Origin of the sequence: Pseudozobellia sp. WGM2 (genome assembly GCF_017810075.1) — a bacterium.
Classification (GTDB): domain Bacteria; phylum Bacteroidota; class Bacteroidia; order Flavobacteriales; family Flavobacteriaceae; genus JADNYK01.
On record NZ_JADNYK010000008.1, the window covers coordinates 90,643 to 111,581 of the forward strand.

Annotated in this window: 19 protein-coding genes; 7 read left to right on the top strand and 12 right to left on the bottom strand. The window is 38.1% G+C overall.

The genetic code is table 11. The features are described 5' to 3' along the window. Window positions 1-319: 319 nt before the first annotated feature. The 7 genes from IV512_RS16700 (at window position 320) to IV512_RS16730 (ending at window position 7,134) form a co-directional block, all read left to right on the top strand. The gene (locus tag IV512_RS16700) at window positions 320-967 is read left to right on the top strand and encodes a hypothetical protein (protein ID WP_209405412.1); all 648 of its coding nucleotides are present in this window, start codon (window positions 320-322) and stop codon (window positions 965-967) included. Window positions 968-1,246: 279 nt separating this feature from the next. After that, a complete protein-coding gene (locus tag IV512_RS16705; RefSeq protein ID WP_209405414.1) occupies window positions 1,247-1,798 on the top strand; it encodes a DinB family protein in 552 nt (183 codons plus the stop codon). Between the two features lie 62 nt (window positions 1,799-1,860). Beyond that, entirely contained in the window at window positions 1,861-2,694 is an 834-nt protein-coding gene (locus IV512_RS16710) for a class I SAM-dependent methyltransferase (RefSeq protein ID WP_209405416.1), read from the top strand. A gap of 327 nt (window positions 2,695-3,021) precedes the next feature. Next, on the top strand, window positions 3,022-3,765 hold the full coding sequence (locus IV512_RS16715) for a hypothetical protein (RefSeq protein ID WP_209405418.1): 744 nt from the start codon (window positions 3,022-3,024) through the stop codon (window positions 3,763-3,765). Beyond that, entirely contained in the window at window positions 3,762-4,454 is a 693-nt protein-coding gene (locus tag IV512_RS16720; protein ID WP_209405420.1) for a hypothetical protein, read from the top strand. Before IV512_RS16715 ends, IV512_RS16720 begins: the two co-directional genes overlap by 4 nt. A gap of 128 nt (window positions 4,455-4,582) precedes the next feature. Beyond that, window positions 4,583-5,773, top strand: a complete 1,191-nt coding sequence (mnmA, locus tag IV512_RS16725; protein ID WP_209405422.1) for a tRNA 2-thiouridine(34) synthase MnmA — start codon at window positions 4,583-4,585, stop codon at window positions 5,771-5,773. A gap of 419 nt (window positions 5,774-6,192) precedes the next feature. Continuing rightward, window positions 6,193-7,134, top strand: coding sequence for a nitronate monooxygenase family protein (locus IV512_RS16730; RefSeq protein WP_209405424.1), 942 nt, complete (start codon window positions 6,193-6,195; stop codon window positions 7,132-7,134). Here the strand turns inward: IV512_RS16730 and IV512_RS16735 are convergent. The 12 genes from IV512_RS16735 to IV512_RS16790 all read right to left on the bottom strand — a co-directional run bounded on the left by IV512_RS16735 (window position 7,129) and on the right by IV512_RS16790 (window position 20,876). After that, entirely contained in the window at window positions 7,129-10,548 is a 3,420-nt protein-coding gene (locus tag IV512_RS16735; RefSeq protein ID WP_209405426.1) for a HEAT repeat domain-containing protein, read from the bottom strand. The genes IV512_RS16730 and IV512_RS16735 overlap by 6 nt on opposite strands. A gap of 86 nt (window positions 10,549-10,634) precedes the next feature. After that, entirely contained in the window at window positions 10,635-10,868 is a 234-nt protein-coding gene (locus IV512_RS16740; protein ID WP_209405428.1) for a putative signal transducing protein, read from the bottom strand. 61 nt (window positions 10,869-10,929) lie between these two features. After that, window positions 10,930-11,679 (bottom strand): YafY family protein, encoded by a 750-nt coding sequence (locus tag IV512_RS16745; RefSeq protein WP_209405430.1) that lies wholly within the window; start codon window positions 11,677-11,679, stop codon window positions 10,930-10,932. A 103-nt stretch (window positions 11,680-11,782) separates the two neighbouring features. Then, window positions 11,783-12,154 carry a VOC family protein gene (locus tag IV512_RS16750; RefSeq protein ID WP_209405433.1) on the bottom strand — a complete coding sequence of 124 codons (372 nt, stop codon included), beginning with the start codon at window positions 12,152-12,154 and terminating at the stop codon, window positions 11,783-11,785. 116 nt (window positions 12,155-12,270) lie between these two features. After that, the gene (locus IV512_RS16755; RefSeq protein WP_209405435.1) at window positions 12,271-13,689 is read right to left on the bottom strand and encodes a dienelactone hydrolase family protein; all 1,419 of its coding nucleotides are present in this window, start codon (window positions 13,687-13,689) and stop codon (window positions 12,271-12,273) included. 23 nt (window positions 13,690-13,712) lie between these two features. Beyond that, window positions 13,713-14,732, bottom strand: coding sequence for a DUF3500 domain-containing protein (locus IV512_RS16760; protein WP_209405437.1), 1,020 nt, complete (start codon window positions 14,730-14,732; stop codon window positions 13,713-13,715). Between the two features lie 130 nt (window positions 14,733-14,862). Then, window positions 14,863-15,405: a hypothetical protein gene (locus IV512_RS16765; RefSeq protein ID WP_209405438.1), complete on the bottom strand. Its 543-nt coding sequence runs from the start codon at window positions 15,403-15,405 to the stop codon at window positions 14,863-14,865. A gap of 325 nt (window positions 15,406-15,730) precedes the next feature. Continuing rightward, window positions 15,731-17,062: a DUF58 domain-containing protein gene (locus IV512_RS16770; protein WP_209405440.1), complete on the bottom strand. Its 1,332-nt coding sequence runs from the start codon at window positions 17,060-17,062 to the stop codon at window positions 15,731-15,733. Window positions 17,063-17,065: 3 nt separating this feature from the next. Continuing rightward, on the bottom strand, window positions 17,066-18,064 hold the full coding sequence (locus tag IV512_RS16775) for a MoxR family ATPase (protein ID WP_209405442.1): 999 nt from the start codon (window positions 18,062-18,064) through the stop codon (window positions 17,066-17,068). Further along, window positions 18,054-19,271 carry a DUF4350 domain-containing protein gene (locus IV512_RS16780; protein ID WP_209405444.1) on the bottom strand — a complete coding sequence of 406 codons (1,218 nt, stop codon included), beginning with the start codon at window positions 19,269-19,271 and terminating at the stop codon, window positions 18,054-18,056. The genes IV512_RS16775 and IV512_RS16780 overlap by 11 nt, the downstream gene beginning before the upstream one ends. Beyond that, entirely contained in the window at window positions 19,264-20,004 is a 741-nt protein-coding gene (locus IV512_RS16785) for a DUF4129 domain-containing protein (RefSeq protein ID WP_209405446.1), read from the bottom strand. The genes IV512_RS16780 and IV512_RS16785 overlap by 8 nt, the downstream gene beginning before the upstream one ends. A 5-nt stretch (window positions 20,005-20,009) precedes the next feature. Next, window positions 20,010-20,876, bottom strand: a complete 867-nt coding sequence (locus IV512_RS16790; RefSeq protein ID WP_209405448.1) for a hypothetical protein — start codon at window positions 20,874-20,876, stop codon at window positions 20,010-20,012. Window positions 20,877-20,939 lie beyond the last annotated feature (63 nt).

Consider the following 20,939-nt stretch of genomic DNA (forward strand, 5'->3'; position numbering starts at 1 on the left):
ACCAGTACTTGATCTCTTAAAAAATTGAACGGTTGTGAGACTCTTCACGAGGCTTTTCGATTTTATACAGGTATTAGCAGTCTCATCTTTGAGGGGCTATCAGGACCATTTCAGAGTGTGTAGATCGTAGGATGAGAAACCATCAACTATTTAGCACTTTCAGGTGCCATCGAGGAAAAATGTGCAAATCAATGCCCATTGGCGTTCTGGCGTGCTCCCCTGTATTTCCGTTTTTACGTACCTTAGGGTACGTCAACAAAAATTCAACCACATGGGTATACATGGCCCTGCGTTGTACGGCAATTTTATACCTGCATATATGAAAATTAACGATATGATTATAAAACATGGCATGATTAGACACTTCTTCTTGCTTGGATTAAGCCTCATCTTGACTCTTAATTCTTGTCAATCAAACCAAAAGAATAAGACTGAAAATCAATTGGAGGCAAATGACAATATTGATAGTACAGCCAAGGCAGAAACAGTAGAAGAATCAAAACAGGCAGATACCGATACATTAACTGTGCAAGACGGGCAATTAGAGGATGAACGTTCCCAGAGTCATATAAAGCTCGATTTTGCAAAAGCTATAGTTCATATTAATGATACATCCCAAGTGCGATTGATTGATGAAATCTGTGCGATTTCAGTGATTCCAGATACATCATGGATTAATAAAAAACAATTAGAAATGGGCGATAATTGGGATGAAGTCGTTAGTGACAATCAATATTATGAGCAGGTGGCTATTGATACGTTAGAAAAACTAGATATTCCAACATTTTACGCACCGAGAGAGAAAAGATATATCAGATTAATTAAGGCGGACGAGTCTGACTTTACTATTGATTTGACGAAAATGGAAAAAGCTTGGGGTTTGATTTTATTCAACGGAAATGACAACCCAGTTTTATGGAGTGGTACTGAGATTGATGCCGAATTAAAAGAAATATATAAAAAGTAAACACCGTTCATACACAACTTAAGACAATTGGGGTTCTGCGGTTTGCGAGTATTTGTTTTTCAAATCAACTATTCCCATGGCAGACACGAACATGCTTCAAAACTCCGACCGATTCCAATTATAAAACGTTACCGCGCTCGGGTGGTAATAAAAAATCACCACAAGTAACTGTAAAACAAGGCATTGAGTTCAATAACAAAAATTCAATCGTATGACTTCACATAGTACAGCACTGCCATTCATTGGCATCAAACTGAACGGAAACAATAATTGAACCAAATGAGAAACCTAAAACATCTATTAATTCTGACCTCGGTAATGCTTTTCTCTTCTTTGGCAAAGCCGATTTTTGCACAGGAAAGTGACTTCATCAAAGAATATCTAGAACGATTGGAAAAATCGAAGGAATATTTAATTCTTATAGCGGAAACGATGCCAGAAAATAAATATGAATTTAAGGCAACCTCTGAATCAATGAGTTTTGCGGAGAATTTAATGCATATTGCGTGGGCGATGGATTGGCACAGTGAATCATTAATGGGAGGGCGTGAAGCGAGAGATTGGGAAACCGATACAGAACTAAAGGTCGATGAAAAGTCGAAGAAAGAGATGATTGCAAAAATCAGTGAGACATTTGACAAAACGATAGAGTTCATTGCAAATTTTGACCCGAATAGACTTGAAGAAAGATTGGACTATTTTGGTGCGGACAGAACAAAAAGGCAGATTTTGTTATTGCTTGCTGACCATATAACCCATCATAGAGGGCAAATGCTTGTTTATATGCGACTTAATGGACTTCAACCACCTAGATATGTTTTATATCAATAAATTAAATAGATGCCGCAAGATTATGTTCTCACGATAGATCCATTGAATATAGTTAAAAACTTATGGCAAAAGAAAATATCGAAATACATGAAACAGCGTTCATGACTTCTACTTTCAGGTCTATGGACGAAAGTTTAAGTCAAGACAATTTTGCGAGATTGTGGCAAAACCCAAAAACGGGAAAGTGGGTCGATAAATATCTTGACCAAGTTTCTTCTGAGGAATCTTATACTCATTGCCTTAGAAACAGATACTTCTTAAAGGTAATAAGAAATTTGGTGCAAAGACAAGAAATTCAAGTATTGATAAATTTTGGAAGTGGGTTTAGCATGTATCCTTTTTTATTGAATGAAAGTTTGATTCACATAGAAATCGATAAGCCTGAAATAGTTGATTTCAAGAAGGATAAAATCCAAAATTGGCAAAAGGAAAATATACTGCCAAAAAGAAATATTCATTTTATCGGTGTTGATTTTAGCAAAAATTACGAAGAGGAATTATTATCGAAAATTAATGCTATAAAGGTCAATATGTCGAGTTTCATTCTGGTCGAAGGGGTTCTGTTTTTTTTAAATAGAAAAGAAACGGATAATTTATTTACCTTTTTTAATGCAATTCAACAAAATGGAGATTATATAGGCAGTGCTTCGTTTCAGGAAACAATAAAGGAAACTCAAGCTTTTAAAAATTTATTGAGTTTTATGAACCAAAATGTTTCAAAGACCAGCGAAAGTGCTTGTCAAACTGTCGAAGACAACTATTACCGCTGCCAGAAAAACTATAAATTGATTGACCATCAAGACTATTTTAGCCTTTCAAAAAAGTATGGGAACAAGGTAAGACAAGCTAAAGAGTTGATTTTAAACGAAAATTTCTATTTGCTCAAAAAGATTTAGCACAGAGCTTTCCACTATTTCGAGTAGCCGCTAAATATCCATGCTTTAAGAGACGGTCTTACTGTAGCCTTCCCCTAATAAGAAAGCCTTCACCCGAAATAATGTAACTATTTTTTTACGATAAGATTTTTCCTATATTTAGACTGTAATCCTTTGGATTAAAAACTCTCCCCCCAGCATATCAAATTAGCAACCATATGATTATATGTTGATTATTTTGAAATACAAAACACCAGAATTTTAGATTTGGATAGTACCAAAATACAGACGCATAGATATTGAGGAGTTTGAGGTATCTAAGTGTTGTGCGTAATTTGAACAAAAAAAATGAAATTTAAACCAATAATAGTTCTAATTATTTTAATCGTACCACTTTTGATTTACGTCTTATTTAAAGATAGTATTAAACCAATTTGGAACGAATTTGATACAATATTTACTATTTCTTCTTATTCGATTTCGGTAATTCTTTTACTATATAATCTTAACTTAAAATTTCATTTTGCAATTAACCGAATTTTTCAATGGTTTAAGCAAGACCATACTTTTTGGAGGTTTTCATATTTTATTGAGCAAGAAAATGAATTTGACAAAATTCTATTTATAAAAAATTTAAAAAGATTGAATATTTCAATAAACAAAGAATATGAGGATTTTATTGAGTTTATCTATAAAGACAGCTACTTATTCAGATTGCAAATCACAAATAATGAAACTTCTAGAATAAATTTATTTTCAACTAGGTTAATAGTACCGACTAAAAGAATAAAACCTACAATAAACGAATTAATTGAGGTTACTGAAGTAATTGAAAACTCATTGAGTTCAATCATTAGTGATTCCAAAAAATTTGATTTGATTATCGAATATCCTAAAACAAGTCCTTTTTACAGTTATTGGATAAAAAAATTACCAGAACAATCAATTTATAATTTTAACTTTTCTATTAGAATTCCAAACAATGAGAATATTGTAAGTGTCAATAAAAATCAATTAATAATAAAATCTAACTCAATAAATAAGCTTTTTGACACAACCAAAGATTATTTGAGTTTACAAATTGAGATATGAATACATACAGATTAGTAAATATTTTAAAGTTTCCTAGTATTCATACAGGTCAAGAAAGGCATAAAAATTATAATTTGACACTTCCTGGATTTACAGAGGAAAAACAAACTTCCATTCGAAACATAGCTACTGCATATCACGGGTTTGAGTATTACGAAATAGAGCACGAAATGCTTATTAAGGATAAAGGATTAGCTTTTGGTTTTGTTGACAATCAACCCGTAAAAATGGAACTTAATGGATACAAAAAAACTTTTACGGTTAAAATGTATTGCAATCCAGAAGAAGGATATGCATATTTATGTGAGAGCAGTAATGTAATCAAAGATTTACTTAGGACTTTTAAAAAGGATTCCTCATTAGGGATTGAGTTAAAAGAAATAGAATTAGACCTTAACCAATTACATAAACATACTGAACAATATACAGGTGCTTGGTTTAAAGGAGTAAGTTCAAGAGTGTCTTCGTCAGCACTTTTTGGAGCTGATTTAAAAAATGAACCTCTATTTGAACAATTGAAAAATGATGGCGCTGATTTATCCAGTATAACAATTCCCTACAAAGGTATGCAAATACAAATGAGTAAAAATGGCGGAATTAGTTCGCATCAAAATCTAAAAGATGTGAAAAATCAACTAGCATTAATTAAACAAATTAAAGAAGAAATATTAAATCATCTTATTGAATAAAGAACTACGCCCACCTATGGCTCCTATAAAAGGCCTTATTCAATTTCTTTAAATTCAATTTCACCCCATTTCAACCTCAACCGAAAATTCCCCAAGAATCCTTAATTTTGCCTTTTAATTCTAACGCAATGAAAAAGGTAGTTGTTGGGCTTTCCGGAGGTGTAGATTCAAGCGTAACCGCTTATCTCTTAAAAGAGCAGGGGTATGATGTAATCGGCCTTTTTATGAAAAATTGGCACGATGATTCCGTGACTATTTCTGAAGAATGCCCCTGGTTGGAGGATAGTAACGATGCACTAATCGTTGCGGAGAAGTTGGGCATTCCTTTTCAAACGGTTGATTTAAGCGAGCAGTATAAAGAACGTATCGTAGATTATATGTTCGATGAATACCAAAAGGGGAGAACCCCAAACCCCGATGTGCTCTGTAACCGTGAGATTAAGTTCGATGTCTTCATGAAGATAGCACTTCAATTGGGGGCCGATTACGTAGCTACGGGCCATTATTGTCGAAAAGGTATTTTGACCAATGCTAATGGAGAAGAGACTTTTCAGTTGTTGGCGGGTGTAGATGGCAATAAGGATCAATCGTACTTTTTATGTCAATTATCGCAGGAGCAGTTGTCACGTACACTTTTTCCGATAGGGGAGTTGACCAAACCCGAAGTACGTAAAATCGCTGCAGATAATGATTTGATAACAGCAGATAAAAAAGACTCACAAGGGCTTTGTTTTATCGGGAAGGTAAGACTTCCTGAATTTTTACAGCAGAAATTGAAGCCCAAAAAGGGAGTAATCGTTGAAGTACCATCTGAAACGGCCCAATATCAAAAAGAAACACCCCAATTTCTTTCCAAGGTAGATGAGTTGGCTTTTAATGCTACCAAACCCGTCTACCATATAGAGGATGGGAAGATTGTAGGCATGCATCAAGGGGCTCATTATTTTACAAAAGGGCAACGCAAAGGTTTGGATGTTGGTGGTACAAAAGAACCGCTATTTGTGATTGAAACCGATGTCGATGAGAATGTAATTTATACCGGTCAAGGCAAGTCGCATCCTGGGTTGTATCGCAGAACCCTTTTCGTAAACGATGATGAACTGCATTGGGTACGAACCGATTTGGCTTTGCAGGTAGATGGACAGATGGAGGTGATGGCACGCATTCGATACCGTCAACCGCTACAAAAAGCCACTTTATACAAAATTGATGGGGGCATGTACGTAGATTTTGAAGAAAAACAATCTGCCATTACAGAAGGGCAGTTTGTAGCCTGGTACCAGGGCGATGAGCTTTTGGGTTCGGGAGTGATCGCTTAAGGTTAGACGATAACACCTCGAACGTAGTCTAGAGGTCATTTTGGATATTTAAAACCGATTGGTGTCCCCTCGAGCGCAGTCGAGAGGTTATTGTTTCACAGTTTGATGAGGTCTCGACTCCGCTCGACCAGACATTTTTTGGTCATCAAGTTTGTGCAGTTATTTTGTAATTTCCCAGAACTGATTGCTGTCGCCTCGAGCGCAGTCGAGAGGTTATTGTTTCACAGTTTGATGAGGTCTCGACTCCGCTCGACCTGACATTTTTTGGTCATCAGGTTTGTGCAGTTATTTTGTAATTTCCCAGAACTGATTGCTGCCGCCTCGAGCGTAGTCGAGAGGTATTGTTTTTTACCCAATTTGCGGAGGTCTCGACTCCGCTCGACCTGACAAGTATTTTCACGTAAATAAAATTTTTACCCATGCCCAATAAAATCACTGAACTTTTTGAAATTGAATACCCGATTGTTCAGGCGGGTATGGTCTGGGCCAGTGGTTGGCGATTGGCTTCGGCGGTTTCCAATGCAGGCGGATTGGGTGTTTTGGGTGCGGGAAGCATGTATCCCGAAGTTTTACGGGAACACATACATAAATGTCAGCAGGCGACCACGAAACCTTTTGGAGTCAATGTGCCTATGCTTTATCCTGACGTGGATAAACTGATGGCGATTATTGTAGAACTCGGGGTTAAAATAGTCTTTACTTCCGCAGGAAATCCTAAAAAATGGACTTCTTTTTTACAGGATAAGGGCATTACGGTGGTGCACGTGGTAAGTAGTGTGAAGTTCGCCCAAAAGGCAGAAGAGGCAGGTGTAAATGCTATAGTGGCCGAGGGTTTTGAAGCTGGTGGACACAACGGTAGGGATGAAACAACGACCTTGACCCTCATACCGGCTGTGAAGGAAAAAATTAAAATTCCCTTGATTGCGGCAGGTGGAATAGCTACCGGAAGAGGCATATTGGCTACCATGATTTTAGGTGCTGATGGCGTGCAGGTGGGCAGTCGATTTGTCGCCAGCCAAGAAGCTTCTTCCCACGACCTTTTCAAGCAAAAGATTATTGAAGCGAAAGAGGGTGACACCCATTTGACACTTAAAGAATTGGCTCCCGTTCGATTGCTAAAGAATAAGTTCTATGAGGATGTTCAACAGACTTACGCCCAGGGTGCATCTATTGAAGAGCTTAAAAATATATTGGGAAAGGGGCGTGCCAAACGCGGAATGTTCGAGGGTGATATGGAAGAGGGTGAACTTGAAATCGGTCAGGTATCCTCAATAATTAACGACATCAAACCAGCTGCCACTATCGTAGCCGATTTGATGTCGGAATTTAATTTGGCCAAAAAGGAAACTGCTGGCTTATGAGGCCGGTTCTTGTTTTTGCCCAGAAAGAAACTCGATCAAATCTCGTAACTCTCTTTTTGTAATCATTTTTCCCATGGCGGGCATTGCTGATGGCATGTTTTCACGCTTATCGATTCGTGAAATGGGAATTTCTAACGGTTCGGCATCATTGGTTCTTAAGATCAACTCGTGCTCATTTTCTTGTTCTAGAAGTCCGTTTACTACTTGCCCATCTTTCAAGGTCAACGAAACACTACCATAACCCGGGGCCAATCTTTTACTTGGTTCGATTAGAGATTCAAGAATCTGCTCTCTTGTAAGAATGTTTCCGATATTCTCTAACGGAGGGCCAACATTACCCCCTGCGCCACCAATAGCATGGCAACGGGTACACTGTGCGGTGGGATTGTTGTTAAAAACTCTAGAACCCGCTCTATAGTTGCCACCTACCAAAGTTTCTTTGAAGGCTTCTGTAGAATTTCCGTCGCCTTTCAATTCTTCCATTTGGGCGATAAGTGGTTCCGATTCTGTGCTTTGTACAGCCTCGATAAGGTCGAGTATCACACTCTGGTCCAATTTTTTGCTTTTGGCCTGAGCAATTAGACCTTCTAGTACATCGCCACTTTTCTCAAGTGGTAATTCACCTAGTACCCCTAACATTCTTTGCTGCTCACGTACCGAACCGCTCTTGAATATGGGGTTGACCACATTGGGTAAATTTTCTTTTGAGATGTCTAAATGTGGAATAAGACCTACTGCTGTAGTACGAACTGCCACGTCATTATCTTTCATTCCCAATTGCATGGCACCCTCGATTTTATCGAATTCCAACTCTCCCAATGCCTTCAAAATTTCGGAACGTACCTCTGGAGATTTATTCGATTTCATGATGGCATACAGCTTATCGTTGTAGCTATCAACTCCTAAATTTGCCAATGTCTTGGAAATACCGATCAAGATTTCCGGATTTCTATCTTCTATAAAGTCCGGTATATCTTTTTCAATTTTCTCTTTTACAGTATTGACCTCTCTTTTGATTTCGCCTCTATATCTACCATCTACACGGTCAAGAACAGATGGCTCAGCCCAAGTTCCGATTGTGGCCAAGGCCTCACCCCGTAAGGCATTCGAAATATCCTGTCTCTTGGCAAAAGCGATCAAATTTTCAAGTTCTTTATCGCCACCAACACGTAGGGCTGCATTGATAGCCCTTCGTTGCAACGGCTCTGAAGTAAATTCTTTTGAGTTGAGCATTGCTGCCAAGTCTGGAAGCGCCTCTTCAATAGACCAGTCATCGTTAATCGCCCTTGCCGCTTCCGTTACGATATATTCGTCTTTGTCGTTCAAGAACATTTTAACTTGTTCATTCTCTAATCTTCTAAGTACGAGTACTGCGGCAATACGTAAGCTTTTATTCTCGTTGTCTGCTAAGGCAACTAAAGGTTCGGTTTTTCCTATTCGGGTCAAAGCGAGTACACCTGCATGTCTTAAATAAAGATCTTCGTCATTATTTTCGGCAATCATATCCAATAGTGGTTGAATGGCTGCATCATGCTTGATTCTGCCCAACGCTTGAGCTGCAAAAAACTTGACCCTGGCATTCTCGCTTTTCAATAAAGAAATGAAGCTTGAACCACCTTCACTGTATTTTACATCACCTAAAACCTTTAGGGCCTGGGCGGTTATTTCCTTGTCATTATCATTAAGAAGATTCATTAAAACCGTGGCTTTATCGATATCTTCTGCGGCAAGTTGCCCAATACCCCATATGGCATGAATTCGGGCCATTTGATTTTTATCGGTTTTGGCAGTTTCTTCAAGTGCCTTAAATCCGTCAGAGCCATTTTTCACCAATTGAAATTGGGCTCTTTTGCGAATTCGCATATCTGGGTAGGCGAGAAGCTCAACCAATTTTTCAGTCGATTGTTCCGCATAATCGAGCACCATAAGCTTTTCGGTCTCTTTTCGTTGGGCCTCCAAATCGTCTTTGCCATCGGCAACATCCAATTTCCAGACTCGACCGTAATTTTTTGTTCCCCATCCATTGATCCAATCTGCCAAATATAACGCGCCATCAGGGCCGAACTGTATACCTGTTGGCAATACACCGCTCAGAATACTTTGGTCGGTATCAAGCTCAAAAGATGCGCCCTTAGGCTTTAAATCGAAAGACCAAATGTTCGAGCGATCGGGATTACCGACAAATTCTACCAAGAAGAATTTATCTAACCAATCTTTACCGAGAGCTGTGCCCGGGTTATAAATCATACCCGTGGGGCCATTATGAAAATTTTGAATAGGTGGAATGATATAGGCAGCCTGACCTTCCCAACGCGGAACATAAAGTTTCTCGTCCATCCAGACGCTATAACCATTATTCTTGTCGTCGGTATACTTACCATATTGCCAATTGGCGCGCCACCCTGCATCGGAACCCTCAACAATATGCACTAAACGTTCGCTTTCACCGGCATGGTCTCCATCATTATCAGAAGAAATAATGTTTCCGTAGGCATCGAAAACAAATTCATGGGTATTTCTAAGTCCTCTTGCAAAAACCTCGAAGTTGCTACCATCAGGGTTGCTACGTACAATAACCCCTTGGTTAGGGTATTTGTGTTTTTCGCCATCTACTGTAGTCAGGTTGGCACCGATATCACCAATGCCCCAATAAATCTTGCCATCTGGGCCTTCAATCGCGCCCGACATACCGTGACCACCAAAACCGATGTGTACCGCAAAACCATTGGCTATCGAAGTTTTTTCATCTAGAACCAAATCGTCATTGGTGTCGGTCAAGCGCCACATATCTGGGCCTACACCTACAAAAACATCTTCGTCACGTACCAAAAGAGCTCCGGCAACATCTGTGATTTCATCATTGAAATCTTCTAAAATTCGAGTGGCTTTATCGGCAATTCCGTTGTCATTACTATCTTCAAGCATCCAGACTTCTTCCTTTTCTACGGCAAGGTCTTTCCAGTCATGGCTGCCATCTCCATTTAAATCTTTTAGCCATTCGTTCTCCTCACTTTTTTCAGGTGCGAAAGTTTGATGAAGAAATTCTCTTCGATCTTCAGGAGATTCAAGTGCGATGGAGGGCGTCATCCAATCTCTATATCCCCTAATATCAAATTCAGAATTTTTTTGTCTGTTGGTACGGGTTAGGTAAACCCTACCATACTTGTCCATTTGCATGGCAATCGGGTCGGGAGCCAAAGAATCGGAAGCCCATAGGCTTAGTTCAAGGCCCTCCGCAACTTTAGGAGTGATGCTTTCAAGAATCTCTTTAGCCCTTGACACTTCGGTCAGCGAGTCTTCACGAATAACTAGTGGAGATTCTTTTGGTTTTTCGGGTTTTGAATCACATGAGGCTAATAGTAGAAATAAGGCGCTAATAGATAGCAGATAGTTGAGTCTGGTGGTAATTCTCATTGAATTGAATTTGGTTTTTGAATGCACTTAGCCGATAAAAATAGGGAATTCTTTAGAGATAGTTCGAGTTTTCGACAACGTTATCGTTAATCTGCTTGCTGGGCAGAAATGGCCCTCACGATCATCATGGCCTTATCAAATTGATCTGTGTGAACAAATACTTCTAATGCACCATCGACATTTGCCGCAAAACCCGCCAATCTAGCAGATTCCGATTCATCTTTTATCACCGCTTTTATATCAACTTCTTGTAGTTTAGCCTCAATTCGCTGTACAGTAAATCGGTTGCCTGAATAAATTTTCTTAAAGCTTGAATCCATAACTTCTATACCATTTTAGTTGAAGTATTAAGATAGGAAATAGCTTTCAGGTTTGTCAAAATTATTTTGACTCAAATGAACTTGTATAAGTATTCTCTGCCTTGGGTATTCTTTCGTTTTTATCAAAGTTATAGGGGCAAGATTGAAAGTAGTCTTGAATACTAAACTTACGGTCTTCAAAGTGCTCTTGAAGAATTTTAAAATGTTGTACACGGTCTAAACGAAAGGCCCTGTATTCGTTTCTAAGGTGGCACCATGCAATTAAAATCCATTTTTGGTCGGTGGAGAAAAAAGAATAAGGTTCAATTTTACGAAACGATATATGAGTGTCGTTCGCTTTTCTATAATTGATTTCTACGTAATTAAGATGGGTTATGGCCAACTGCAATTCAGATAGTGCATTGCTGGCAATTTCTTCTTGCGGTCTAGAGAATACATGGATTTTAGTATTCAATATTTCGCTTTTTTCAAGAATTGTAGATCTAAACACCGATTTAATCTTAATCAAGGCTTCTTCAAAATCATTGACAAATGAAGAATCTTTACTCTTATTCACTAAATGTTGGGCGGTAATCAGGGCGTTGGCCTGTTTTTCGGTGAATTGAACGGGTGCTACGGTATAGCCTTCCATTAAAGAATAGCCTCTTCCTTCGATGGTCATTACAGGTACGCCAGACTCTATGAGTTTTTGAATGTCGCGATAAATAGTGCGAATGCTAACATTGTATTTATCGGATAATTCGCTTGCCGTTAAAATGCGTCTCGATTTTAACAAGGTGAGTATACTGATAAGTCTTGAGAGTTGAGACATAATCTTTAAAGGTAAGAAACTGGTTGAAGTTATAAACCATCATCTTAGGTACTTTCGTTTGAATTCGAAATGTACCTAAGATGGGTTGAGGTGCCTTATAAAACTAGTTCCAAGAATGGAAAGCAATTTTATTGCCCTCCGTATCGAGAAAATGGGCCATATAGCCGTTTTCACCGATATCGGTTTTAGGAATAAGTACTTTACCCCCCGCTTTTTCTACACGAGCCAAAGGAGTAGCAAGGTTGTCACCACCGTTTAAATAGACCGTTACACCTTCGTCAGATGGTTCGGCACCATTCATTTGCATTATGGCACCTCCGACTTTATTATTGTCGGAGTCATAAGGGAAAACCCCGTATTTGCTATCGGGCATAGGAATCTCATTAATTTCTACAGCTAATACTGTAGCGTAAAACGATTTTGCCCTCTCGAAATTTTTGACCGGAATTTCGAACCAGTTAATTGCATTGGTCATGATGTTATGTTTTTAAGATTAAACTTGACACAAAGATATTTTGACCAATGACAGAACATGTCAGGGGTGGTTTTAAGAATGAAAAATCTATTGAAGATTCAAGAATCAGCAGTTCTTCAGTCTTTCTTCTGACTGAAAAGCCATTCTAATTTACCGGGTGTCTCATCAACTTTTCGCCAAACATCATGGCCTACCCCTTCAAATTCGAAATATTTGGGTCTGCCTCCGACCTGTCGCATACCTTCTATCATGTCTCGGGAAAGTTGCACGGGAACATTCGAATCTTCTTCGCCATGAAAGGCCCAAACGGGAATGTTCGCCATATTTTTGGCATGTTCGGGGTTTCCGCCACCACAAATAGGTATGGCCGCAGCAAATAGATCGGGGCGGGTACCCGCCAGATGCCACGATCCGAACCCACCTAAAGAAACCCCCATCACATAGCGTCGCTTTGCGTCTATTTTATATTTCTGTTCCAATTCGGCTATTGCCCCTAAAACCAGACCATCTATTTTCGGATAGTTGGGAATGCCCCCAAAACTAGACCCGGGAGGAGCCTGTGGAACAAAAATAAAGGTCGGATACTTTTCTCGGTTTTTGGGCTCGGAAAGTGTTTGGGCAAGCTCAGATGTGGCTATCTGAATGATATTCTCGGTTCCGTTGCCACCGCCATGATGTAAGCAGACAGCTAGCGGATATGCTTGATCGGGATTATAATTTTTAGGTTTAAGCAAGCGATACGGAAGCTTTGCGCCCGTACTATCGATAAATATATGTGGCTCGAATGGAGAAGCAAGCTTTTTTTGCCATTCAGAAGGAGTCTTATTCCGTAAATTATTTGAGCTATAGTCATGCAAAAGGTTTATGGTGGGTATAAACACTAAAATTGCTATAAATAGCAAAGAAATCTTTAAAATTGGTGAAGGGCCTATTTTCTGTTCTTCTACATCCTTTAATTCATCGTTGAAATTCAAGATAAAGGGAAGCGGAGTGAGCCAAAGGAAAACGAGAATTATACCATGTACCTCGTCTAAAGAACGCCTTAAATCAAAGTCTTTTAGATTAAGGCTCCAAATAAAAGTTATCGTAAGTGCAATTCCGATAAGAAAGATAAATATACCGGCAACTTTCAGCCAATACTTTTCGCGGGCCTTTGAAAATAATAAACTGATACCAAAAAGTAGAAAAGACAATAGAACGATAATATAGGCCGATATGAATCGACCTTCAAGCCTTTGTTCCGTAAGCATAAAATAGTTGACTACTAAAAACCAAAAGCTCGCTAGACCTAATAAAATAGTGGCTAGAAAGGCTACGTAATATTTTTTATGAAAGTAATAGAAGACTAAACAAAATAGACCGGTAAAATAAATGGCACCTGATGTTAACAACCAAATGGGATAACTCTCTAGATATTTTGTAATAATACCCCCTTGTGTAAGTGCAATGCTCAGGCAAAAATTTAATATTACCGAAACAGACAAAAAAAATGTGGCCAGTAGATAAAATGTTCTGTTCAGTTGGCCTATGCGCATATTACATTTAGATAATATCTTGTCTAGTTATGGTCATTGGCATAATGTTCTTTTAAAACATCTTCGCCAAAGTCATTTTCAAAATCACGAACCACGGTGTGCACATGGTTATTATTGTTCTGTGTATTATCATATTCAATTAATAGGGTAGGGCCCTGAATACTATAATAATGTCCCTCACCGCGTTCAAGACTTCCCGCCCACGCAAATGATAACTGTTGCATTCCACCTTTATCGATATTCTCTTTAAAGGTCTTTGAAAATTTTGCTTCAAAATTATCTAAATACAGTTGTAAAAGTGTTTTGAAGGCTTCTTGTTGTTCTGAATTCAATTCAGAATATTTTATTCCCGAATGACCTAATTTTGAGGCCTCACTATGATTACTGGTAAACATATCGTAAGGCGCCTTTTCGGAAAATTGGGCCACTTTTAGTTGTTCAGGAGTAAGCGAATTTACTAGGGCATAACCTAAATCGGTCTCTTTTTTTAAGACCTCATGACCTTTTTGTTCTCCTTCGAGCACCTTGCCGGGGTTAGAACCTAGAAAGAAAGGAGTACTAGATACAAGAGTGCCTTCAGATGCGACGAAATTCAGTGATATATGATGACCTTCAAAACGCCAGCCCCAAAATTGGTCTTGAGCTGGTTTGCCAAAAATCCAGAAATGATAGTTCAACGCATCTCGCTTTGCTGAACCGTCAGGCATTTTTGGATCGTTCTCCAATACCAATAAGATATTTTCCAACTCCATAATTTCTTGAGTCTTTTTGTAGGCCTCAGAACTTATCGAGGCACGAAGCAAGGCTAGGGCAGCAGTTTGCTGTTCTTCGTTGTATTCTTTTAAAGTCGATCCTTTTCTGTATACAGGAGTGTAATAAAATTTCTCACGCTCTTCTGAGGTAAGTTCGAATACCGTCTTCTTTTGTAGTTCGGGTGATAAAGTTTCTAAGAAAGTTTCTGCCAGTAGATGAAGCTCTTGCCCGTTAACTCCAGAATAAAAAAATAGTTGAACTATTAAAAGTGGTATAAACTTGATTTTCATAAGTTGGAAGGTATTACTTTTTAAGCGCTAAAAGGTACTAAAAACTAATCAATTAGTTATTGTTGCCTTAGACCAAAATAGTTGGGGGCAATGCCATAATTAGATTAGAAAACGTTACTTATAAATTACTTTAAATATCGATGGCCCTATTGTATTGCAATAGATTTAGCTTAGGCCGCTCGACCAATTCCAACATATCGGTATAACCGGCTCTTTTAAAGTTTCGCAGTAATTTCGCAAAGCGGTTTCCGCTTGTAATAAGCTTCAATTGATACTCTTCACACTTAATATTAATACGGGTCTCTGAAATTTTGTATTCTGATGGGTAGACTTTTAAGTGTCTTGATATCCTATTCGGAATTCCTAATTTTGATAAAATGAACATAGGGGAGAGGTAAAAGGTATCTACAATTTCTTTGCCCCTAATAATTGTAATTGATTCAATTTCATTTTTGAGAATTGGAATGATAGTATCATTTTCGGTAAAATTGCCGACAACCATAACCCCTTGAGGTAGTATTTCTAGATTACATTTGGTTTGTCTCAATAAAAAATCAGTTTTATGCTGCTTGTTCTTAAAATCGACAAGTCTAAAATTTGATTTTTGCTTTCGCCCTATCAGCTTAGATAGAAATCTTAAATTGCCCGACTGTTTGCTAGATAAGCCTTTCATTTTCATGAGTTAGGTTTAGTTCTGTGATTTGATAGAAACGGCAACTTTGTACCTTTAGGGGATGGCTAATTTATAGATTAATAATTAATTTTTTTCTCCATTTTGGGTAATCTGAAGGTCGAAAGAAAAAAGGTGAGTGTGTACTTAATCGATTGAGTAGCGGTATTTTCAGGGGCAGTTTACCTCGAGACCATGGCAAAAAGTTATTAACAAATTCAATAATTACGATATTCTGTAAATCTCGATTGTATTTTTAAAATATTCGAAAGTTATTGGTTGTAGTGTTGGAGTGGTTTGTTCGTAACGTGCAAAAACCTATAATATATTAGATAAGGCCCCTTGCCTTAATTTCTAGATACTTATTGATGGTCTTTAGGGTAAGGTTTGCCGGTTTGGTAAGTATGGTTTGAATTCCGTATTTCTGAAGCTCTTTTTGCATAAGTTGTTTTTCAAAAGAAAACTTTTCGGCGACGGACTTATGATAGATATCTTGAATATCTTCTGTATCACTTGTAATTAGGTCCTCGAGCTCTGTATTTTCAAAAAATATGACTACCAAAACATGTTTTTTAGCTAGAGCAAGTAAGTAAGGTAGCTGCCTTCTAAGAGCAGAAATATGTTCGAAATTAGTGTAGAAAAGAAGTAGACTTCTGTGGCTTACCTTCCTTTTTACATGTCCATAAAGCAGTCCGAAATCAGAATCGGTGAAAGAGGTATCGATGCCGTATAGCTTTTCAAGTATGGTATTTAGATGTGTTATCTTTTGAACTGCGGGCAAATGGGTTTCAATACCTTTTGAAAATGTTATCAAGCCGGTTTTGTCGTGCCGTTTTAAGGCTACGTTCGAGAATGCCAAGGTAGAATTAATCGCATAGTCCAGCAATTTAAGGTCGTTAAAGGGCATTTTCATGACACGCCCAGTATCGATTATCGAATATACAGGTTGCGATTTTTCATCTTGATATTGATTGACCATCAAATTATTTTGTTTTGCGGTCGCTTTCCAGTTTACGGTACGAATGTCGTCACCTGATACATATTCTTTTATCTGTTCAAACTCTTGGGTTTGCCCGATGCGACGCATTTTTTTGAGTCCCATTTCGGTCAAATGGTTGCTGATGGCCAGAAAATCGTACTGTTGCATCTGAATGATGCTCGGGTAGACCGGTACTGTTCGATATTTCTCAAAAGCATATTTACGCTTAATTATTTTTAAGGGGGAAGAGGCGAACACAATGAGACTGCCGAAATGATACTCACCACGTTCGACCGGTCTTAGACTATACTCAAATTGGTAATCTTCATTTTTGTCAAGAACACTTCGATGTTCAAAATCCCTTTTCTGAAATTGAACCGGTAATTCATCGATAATACTTACATAGGTCTTGAAATTATAGCTTGAGCGGTAATTTACTTTTAGGGGGTTGTAATCGCTATTGGAGAGCTTTTTTGGCAGTACTCTTTTGGCCATTATAGCCGAATGGGGCCGGTAAAGCAAATAGATATCGAATAAGAATAGGGAGAAGAGCAGAAGTGTCAATAACCAAGAAATGGGATATATGACCGGAAACCAATACGACAAAACGAAACTAGCCGCAAGAACGGCTATATATCTAAAAAACGTATTATGTATGTAAAACGATTTTAGAAACTTCATGTATCAACGAGGAATTTCTACCGATTCTGTGATCATTTGAATAACGCTCTCTGGGGTCATGCCTTCCATCTCACGTTCTGGGGTCAAGATGACCCGGTGGTTTAGTACAGGGGCCAAGGCATTTTTAATATCTTGGGGTATAACAAAATCACGACCGTTTATGGCCGCAAAAGCTTTTGCGGCATTCAATGTCGCTATAGAAGCCCTAGGAGAGCCGCCGAGATACAAATGGGGGTGATTGCGCGTTTTTGTTATAATTTCCGCTATGTATTTTATAATCTTTTCTTCAACGATTACTTCTTGAATTTTGGATTTGAACTCAGCAAGTTCTTCAGTATTTAAAATGCCATGTATCGTATCTTGAGGTTTGACCCCTTTTCTTTCATGATGACTTTGAATTATTTTCACCTCGTCTTCAAGTGATGGATAGTCGACTTTTATTTTAAATAGAAAGCGATCTAATTGTGCTTCAGGTAGTGCGTAGGTGCCTTCTTGTTCTATGGGATTTTGGGTGGCGAGCACCATAAAAGGGGCTTCCATGGTATAGGTATGCCCATCCATAGTAATTTGACGTTCTTCCATAGTTTCAAAAAGGGCGGCTTGGGTTTTGGCGGGTGACCTATTGATTTCGTCAATAAGTACTATGTTCGAAAAGATCGGACCTTTTTTATATTCAAATTCAGAGGTTTTTGTACTGAAGATAGAAGTACCTAAGATATCGCTAGGCATAAGGTCGGGCGTGAATTGAATACGACTGAAATCGGTCTTTAAAGTTTTGGCGAACAGCTTGGCGGTTACCGTTTTTGCAATACCTGGTACACCTTCTATTAGAACGTGGCCATCGACCAAAAGAGCGACAATCAACAGCTCGATAAAGTTTTCTTGACCTACAATGACTTGACCAAGTTCTTGCTTAATATTAGCTACCGCCGCCTTTAGGCCTTCTAGGTCTATACGGTTATTAAAATTTAGGTCTTCGTTAGAAGCTTCATTATTTTCCATGGGCTTGCTTTTTAAATTTTTCTATGGATGAATTCAGTTTTTGAAGTTCATCGTTTGAGGTATTTTCTCGATTTCTCAAGTGTTCGATAAATGAAAAAAGTTTCTCTATTTCTTCAGGGCTATGAGAGCTTCTAGCCGCTAGGTTATGATAAAACTCTTTTTCGTTTCCTATAGAGCCCAAATAGAATTTAGACCGTATGTACTCCATAAAATAATCGATTTTATGTTCGGCCATCGCTTTGCTATCGCCCTTTTCATAATACATGTCGGCGATGGTTCGGGTAAATGCCAAAGTCTGGTTCTTTAAAGGTAGAACCACGGGAATCGGTCTTTGCTTTCTCTTTCCTTGGAACACGATATAGAGTACAACACCTATAAGTACCAGATAATAAGCCCATTTGAATTCTTTCGTATTCAGAAAAATGTACATGGGAGAGGTATAGACCGATTTGCCCGATTTATAGTAATTGTCTATATAAATGGTTCGTGAAGAATCAAGATAGGAGAGTAATCCGGCAGTATAATTTCTATTCTCTTCCTTTAAGATAAAATAATTGGTAAAAGCCTTCGGGAAAGTGCTTAAAATCACCTCACCTTCACCATAAGAACGTTTGATGACATTATAGAATTTTTCGGTCTTTATTTCATCTTCATCGGTGTTGGTCATAGTACCGATGATAGTCATTGGAACATCCCCTTGATTCTGAAAATAGGTTGCGTAGTTATCTTTTTCAAATAAATACTCTTTTTGCGGATTCAAAAGCGGATTAACCAATTGATGCTTATGTGAGTACATATGATCCAAACCACTGTAAAGCCTTTCGTTTTTTAGCTCGAGAGTATCTAAAAGTTTTTCTTCAAAATTATCAGCGGAAATAAATAGGCGGTTTCCTTCAGAAACCCAGTCCAACAGATTATAGAGTTCGGTTTCACCGAATTCTATTTGGTCGTTGACAAAAAAATAGGTGCCCTTTGCGTCTGAATTATCGTTCAAAAATTCGAATGGTGGTATGTTTACCTCTTTTGTTTTATCGCCAAATAGTTGCTGGAGTATATCGTTTAAAACCACTGTGCCATAGGGAATCTTGTGTTTCGACACATAAGAAGGAAACCAATTGACTTCTTTAGGCTTGGTGTACTGCATCAGCATAAGCAGCCCTACGGTCAGAACCATAATTACGATATATACGCCACCTTTTTTACCCATTGGATTCTAAGTTGAGTTTTAGGCTTTGAAATTCTTTTTCGGCTCTCTGAAATTTACTTTCGTCTATTGCAAAATCACCATACCAGATATAATCGTATAAACGGGTGATTTTAGAAAACTGTTGTTTCAAATTTTCGAGTTCGATTTCTTTTAGATAGTCGTTATTGGTCTTTTGAAGCTCCCATACGATCAGGTCTTTTTCACTGAGCAGTCTTAAGACGTAGAGGTAATAGTACCTTATTGCCAATCTAAAATTTTTGGTGGCAACGGCATCATTGATTAACTTTTGAATATTTTCATTTTTGATGATATGCTCTTCCTCTGACAGGTTGACCAGATTTTTAGAACCTTTGGTATGTTTTAGATTGTTAGCATTAAGTTTTAAAAAGAATTTAATCAGCAAATAAATAAGTAAGATTAATAAAAGGTAGGGTACTAATTCTAAAAACATAGATAGAAAGCCGGAGGCTTTTTCCATGCCGAAAATACTTTCAAAAACACGGAGCAATACATTGCCCAGCCAAGCCGTAAAATCATTCCACCAAGTGGGGTCAGAGGTTACGATTTCATAATTGAAATCTGGATCAATCCTATACTTTTGTAAATCCGCATTTGTAATTTCCTGAATTTCTAGAGTAACCTCGTCATAAGAGACGGTCGTCGAATCTTGCTGACCATATAAGGGTGCCAGCAAAAAAAAAGCTATATAAAATACGAAGAGCGGTAAGCGCATAAAGGTTATTCGGTTCCTCCTAAATTTTTGATACGTTCGTAAGTGCCCGTGAAATTCTTTTTTTCGTTTAAATCGAAATAAATCAGAACACTGGCCACCATAGTAATAATATTCAAAAGAAATTGAGCCAGTGTACTAATACTGCCTAAAAGTATCGATATAGGGTCGGCGGTTGTAAAATTTTCAGCATCGATTTCTCCTGAGAGAATACCCATTTTTGCATAATTATAAATCGTTGCAGGTATAGCGAATGCTAAACTGGCTACATAAACAATAATACCGACGACAAAGAGGGCTGCGAAAGTGTTCCACCAATGGTCTTTTACCAAATTAAAACTATAGCTGAACGCATCCGATACATTTTTTTGGCTGAAAACCATAATACTAAACGATAATACCAAGGGAACATAGAGATATACCCCAGGAATAATACAGAACATAAAACCGACCCCTACACATAGACCTACTAAAATACCCAAGCCGATAAAAGACCAAAAAGAAGCATAGACCTCTTTTTTGACTGTATCAAAAACGACATTACCGTTGTTGTTCGAATATGATTTGATGTAATGCAGGGTGGTTGACTGGGCAAGTACATAAGTCGCTATTATTGAAAGTACGAATGCAGCGCCGATAGCAAAAAGTAAAAAGACGTTGACAACTTCGTTTGAAGACGTTATGCTAAAATTGAAAAAGTCTCCGACTTTGTACATGTAAAGCCCATAACAGATAAGCATCACTACTAAATACGGACCAATAATCTTGAAAAATGTAGTAAAAAAAGGCTTGAACTCATTACGTAGAAAAGCGAATGTATCTGAAAGTATTTCCCCTAAATCACGTTGCTTTTTAAATTCAATATATTGTTTCATTCTATATCAGTTGTTTAGAACGGATGTTTTCAGTAATGGACAAAACGTCTTATTGACCACATC

What these genes read in the sequence shown, in the direction of transcription:
- IV512_RS16700 (WP_209405412.1), top strand. Translation starts at nt 320, where the DNA reads ATGAAAATTAACGATATGATTATAAAACATGGCATGATTAGACACTTC.
- IV512_RS16740 (WP_209405428.1), bottom strand. Translation starts at nt 10,868, where the DNA reads ATGGATTCAAGCTTTAAGAAAATTTATTCAGGCAACCGATTTACTGTA.
- IV512_RS16780 (WP_209405444.1), bottom strand. Translation starts at nt 19,271, where the DNA reads ATGGGTAAAAAAGGTGGCGTATATATCGTAATTATGGTTCTGACCGTA.
- IV512_RS16750 (WP_209405433.1), bottom strand. Translation starts at nt 12,154, where the DNA reads ATGACCAATGCAATTAACTGGTTCGAAATTCCGGTCAAAAATTTCGAG.
- IV512_RS16745 (WP_209405430.1), bottom strand. Translation starts at nt 11,679, where the DNA reads ATGTCTCAACTCTCAAGACTTATCAGTATACTCACCTTGTTAAAATCG.
- IV512_RS16790 (WP_209405448.1), bottom strand. Translation starts at nt 20,876, where the DNA reads ATGAAACAATATATTGAATTTAAAAAGCAACGTGATTTAGGGGAAATA.
- IV512_RS16720 (WP_209405420.1), top strand. Translation starts at nt 3,762, where the DNA reads ATGAATACATACAGATTAGTAAATATTTTAAAGTTTCCTAGTATTCAT.
- IV512_RS16705 (WP_209405414.1), top strand. Translation starts at nt 1,247, where the DNA reads ATGAGAAACCTAAAACATCTATTAATTCTGACCTCGGTAATGCTTTTC.
- mnmA (WP_209405422.1), top strand. Translation starts at nt 4,583, where the DNA reads ATGAAAAAGGTAGTTGTTGGGCTTTCCGGAGGTGTAGATTCAAGCGTA.
- IV512_RS16755 (WP_209405435.1), bottom strand. Translation starts at nt 13,689, where the DNA reads ATGCGCATAGGCCAACTGAACAGAACATTTTATCTACTGGCCACATTT.
- IV512_RS16775 (WP_209405442.1), bottom strand. Translation starts at nt 18,064, where the DNA reads ATGGAAAATAATGAAGCTTCTAACGAAGACCTAAATTTTAATAACCGT.
- IV512_RS16765 (WP_209405438.1), bottom strand. Translation starts at nt 15,405, where the DNA reads ATGAAAGGCTTATCTAGCAAACAGTCGGGCAATTTAAGATTTCTATCT.
- IV512_RS16710 (WP_209405416.1), top strand. Translation starts at nt 1,861, where the DNA reads ATGGCAAAAGAAAATATCGAAATACATGAAACAGCGTTCATGACTTCT.
- IV512_RS16785 (WP_209405446.1), bottom strand. Translation starts at nt 20,004, where the DNA reads ATGCGCTTACCGCTCTTCGTATTTTATATAGCTTTTTTTTTGCTGGCA.
- IV512_RS16760 (WP_209405437.1), bottom strand. Translation starts at nt 14,732, where the DNA reads ATGAAAATCAAGTTTATACCACTTTTAATAGTTCAACTATTTTTTTAT.
- IV512_RS16730 (WP_209405424.1), top strand. Translation starts at nt 6,193, where the DNA reads ATGCCCAATAAAATCACTGAACTTTTTGAAATTGAATACCCGATTGTT.
- IV512_RS16715 (WP_209405418.1), top strand. Translation starts at nt 3,022, where the DNA reads ATGAAATTTAAACCAATAATAGTTCTAATTATTTTAATCGTACCACTT.
- IV512_RS16770 (WP_209405440.1), bottom strand. Translation starts at nt 17,062, where the DNA reads ATGAAGTTTCTAAAATCGTTTTACATACATAATACGTTTTTTAGATAT.
- IV512_RS16735 (WP_209405426.1), bottom strand. Translation starts at nt 10,548, where the DNA reads ATGAGAATTACCACCAGACTCAACTATCTGCTATCTATTAGCGCCTTA.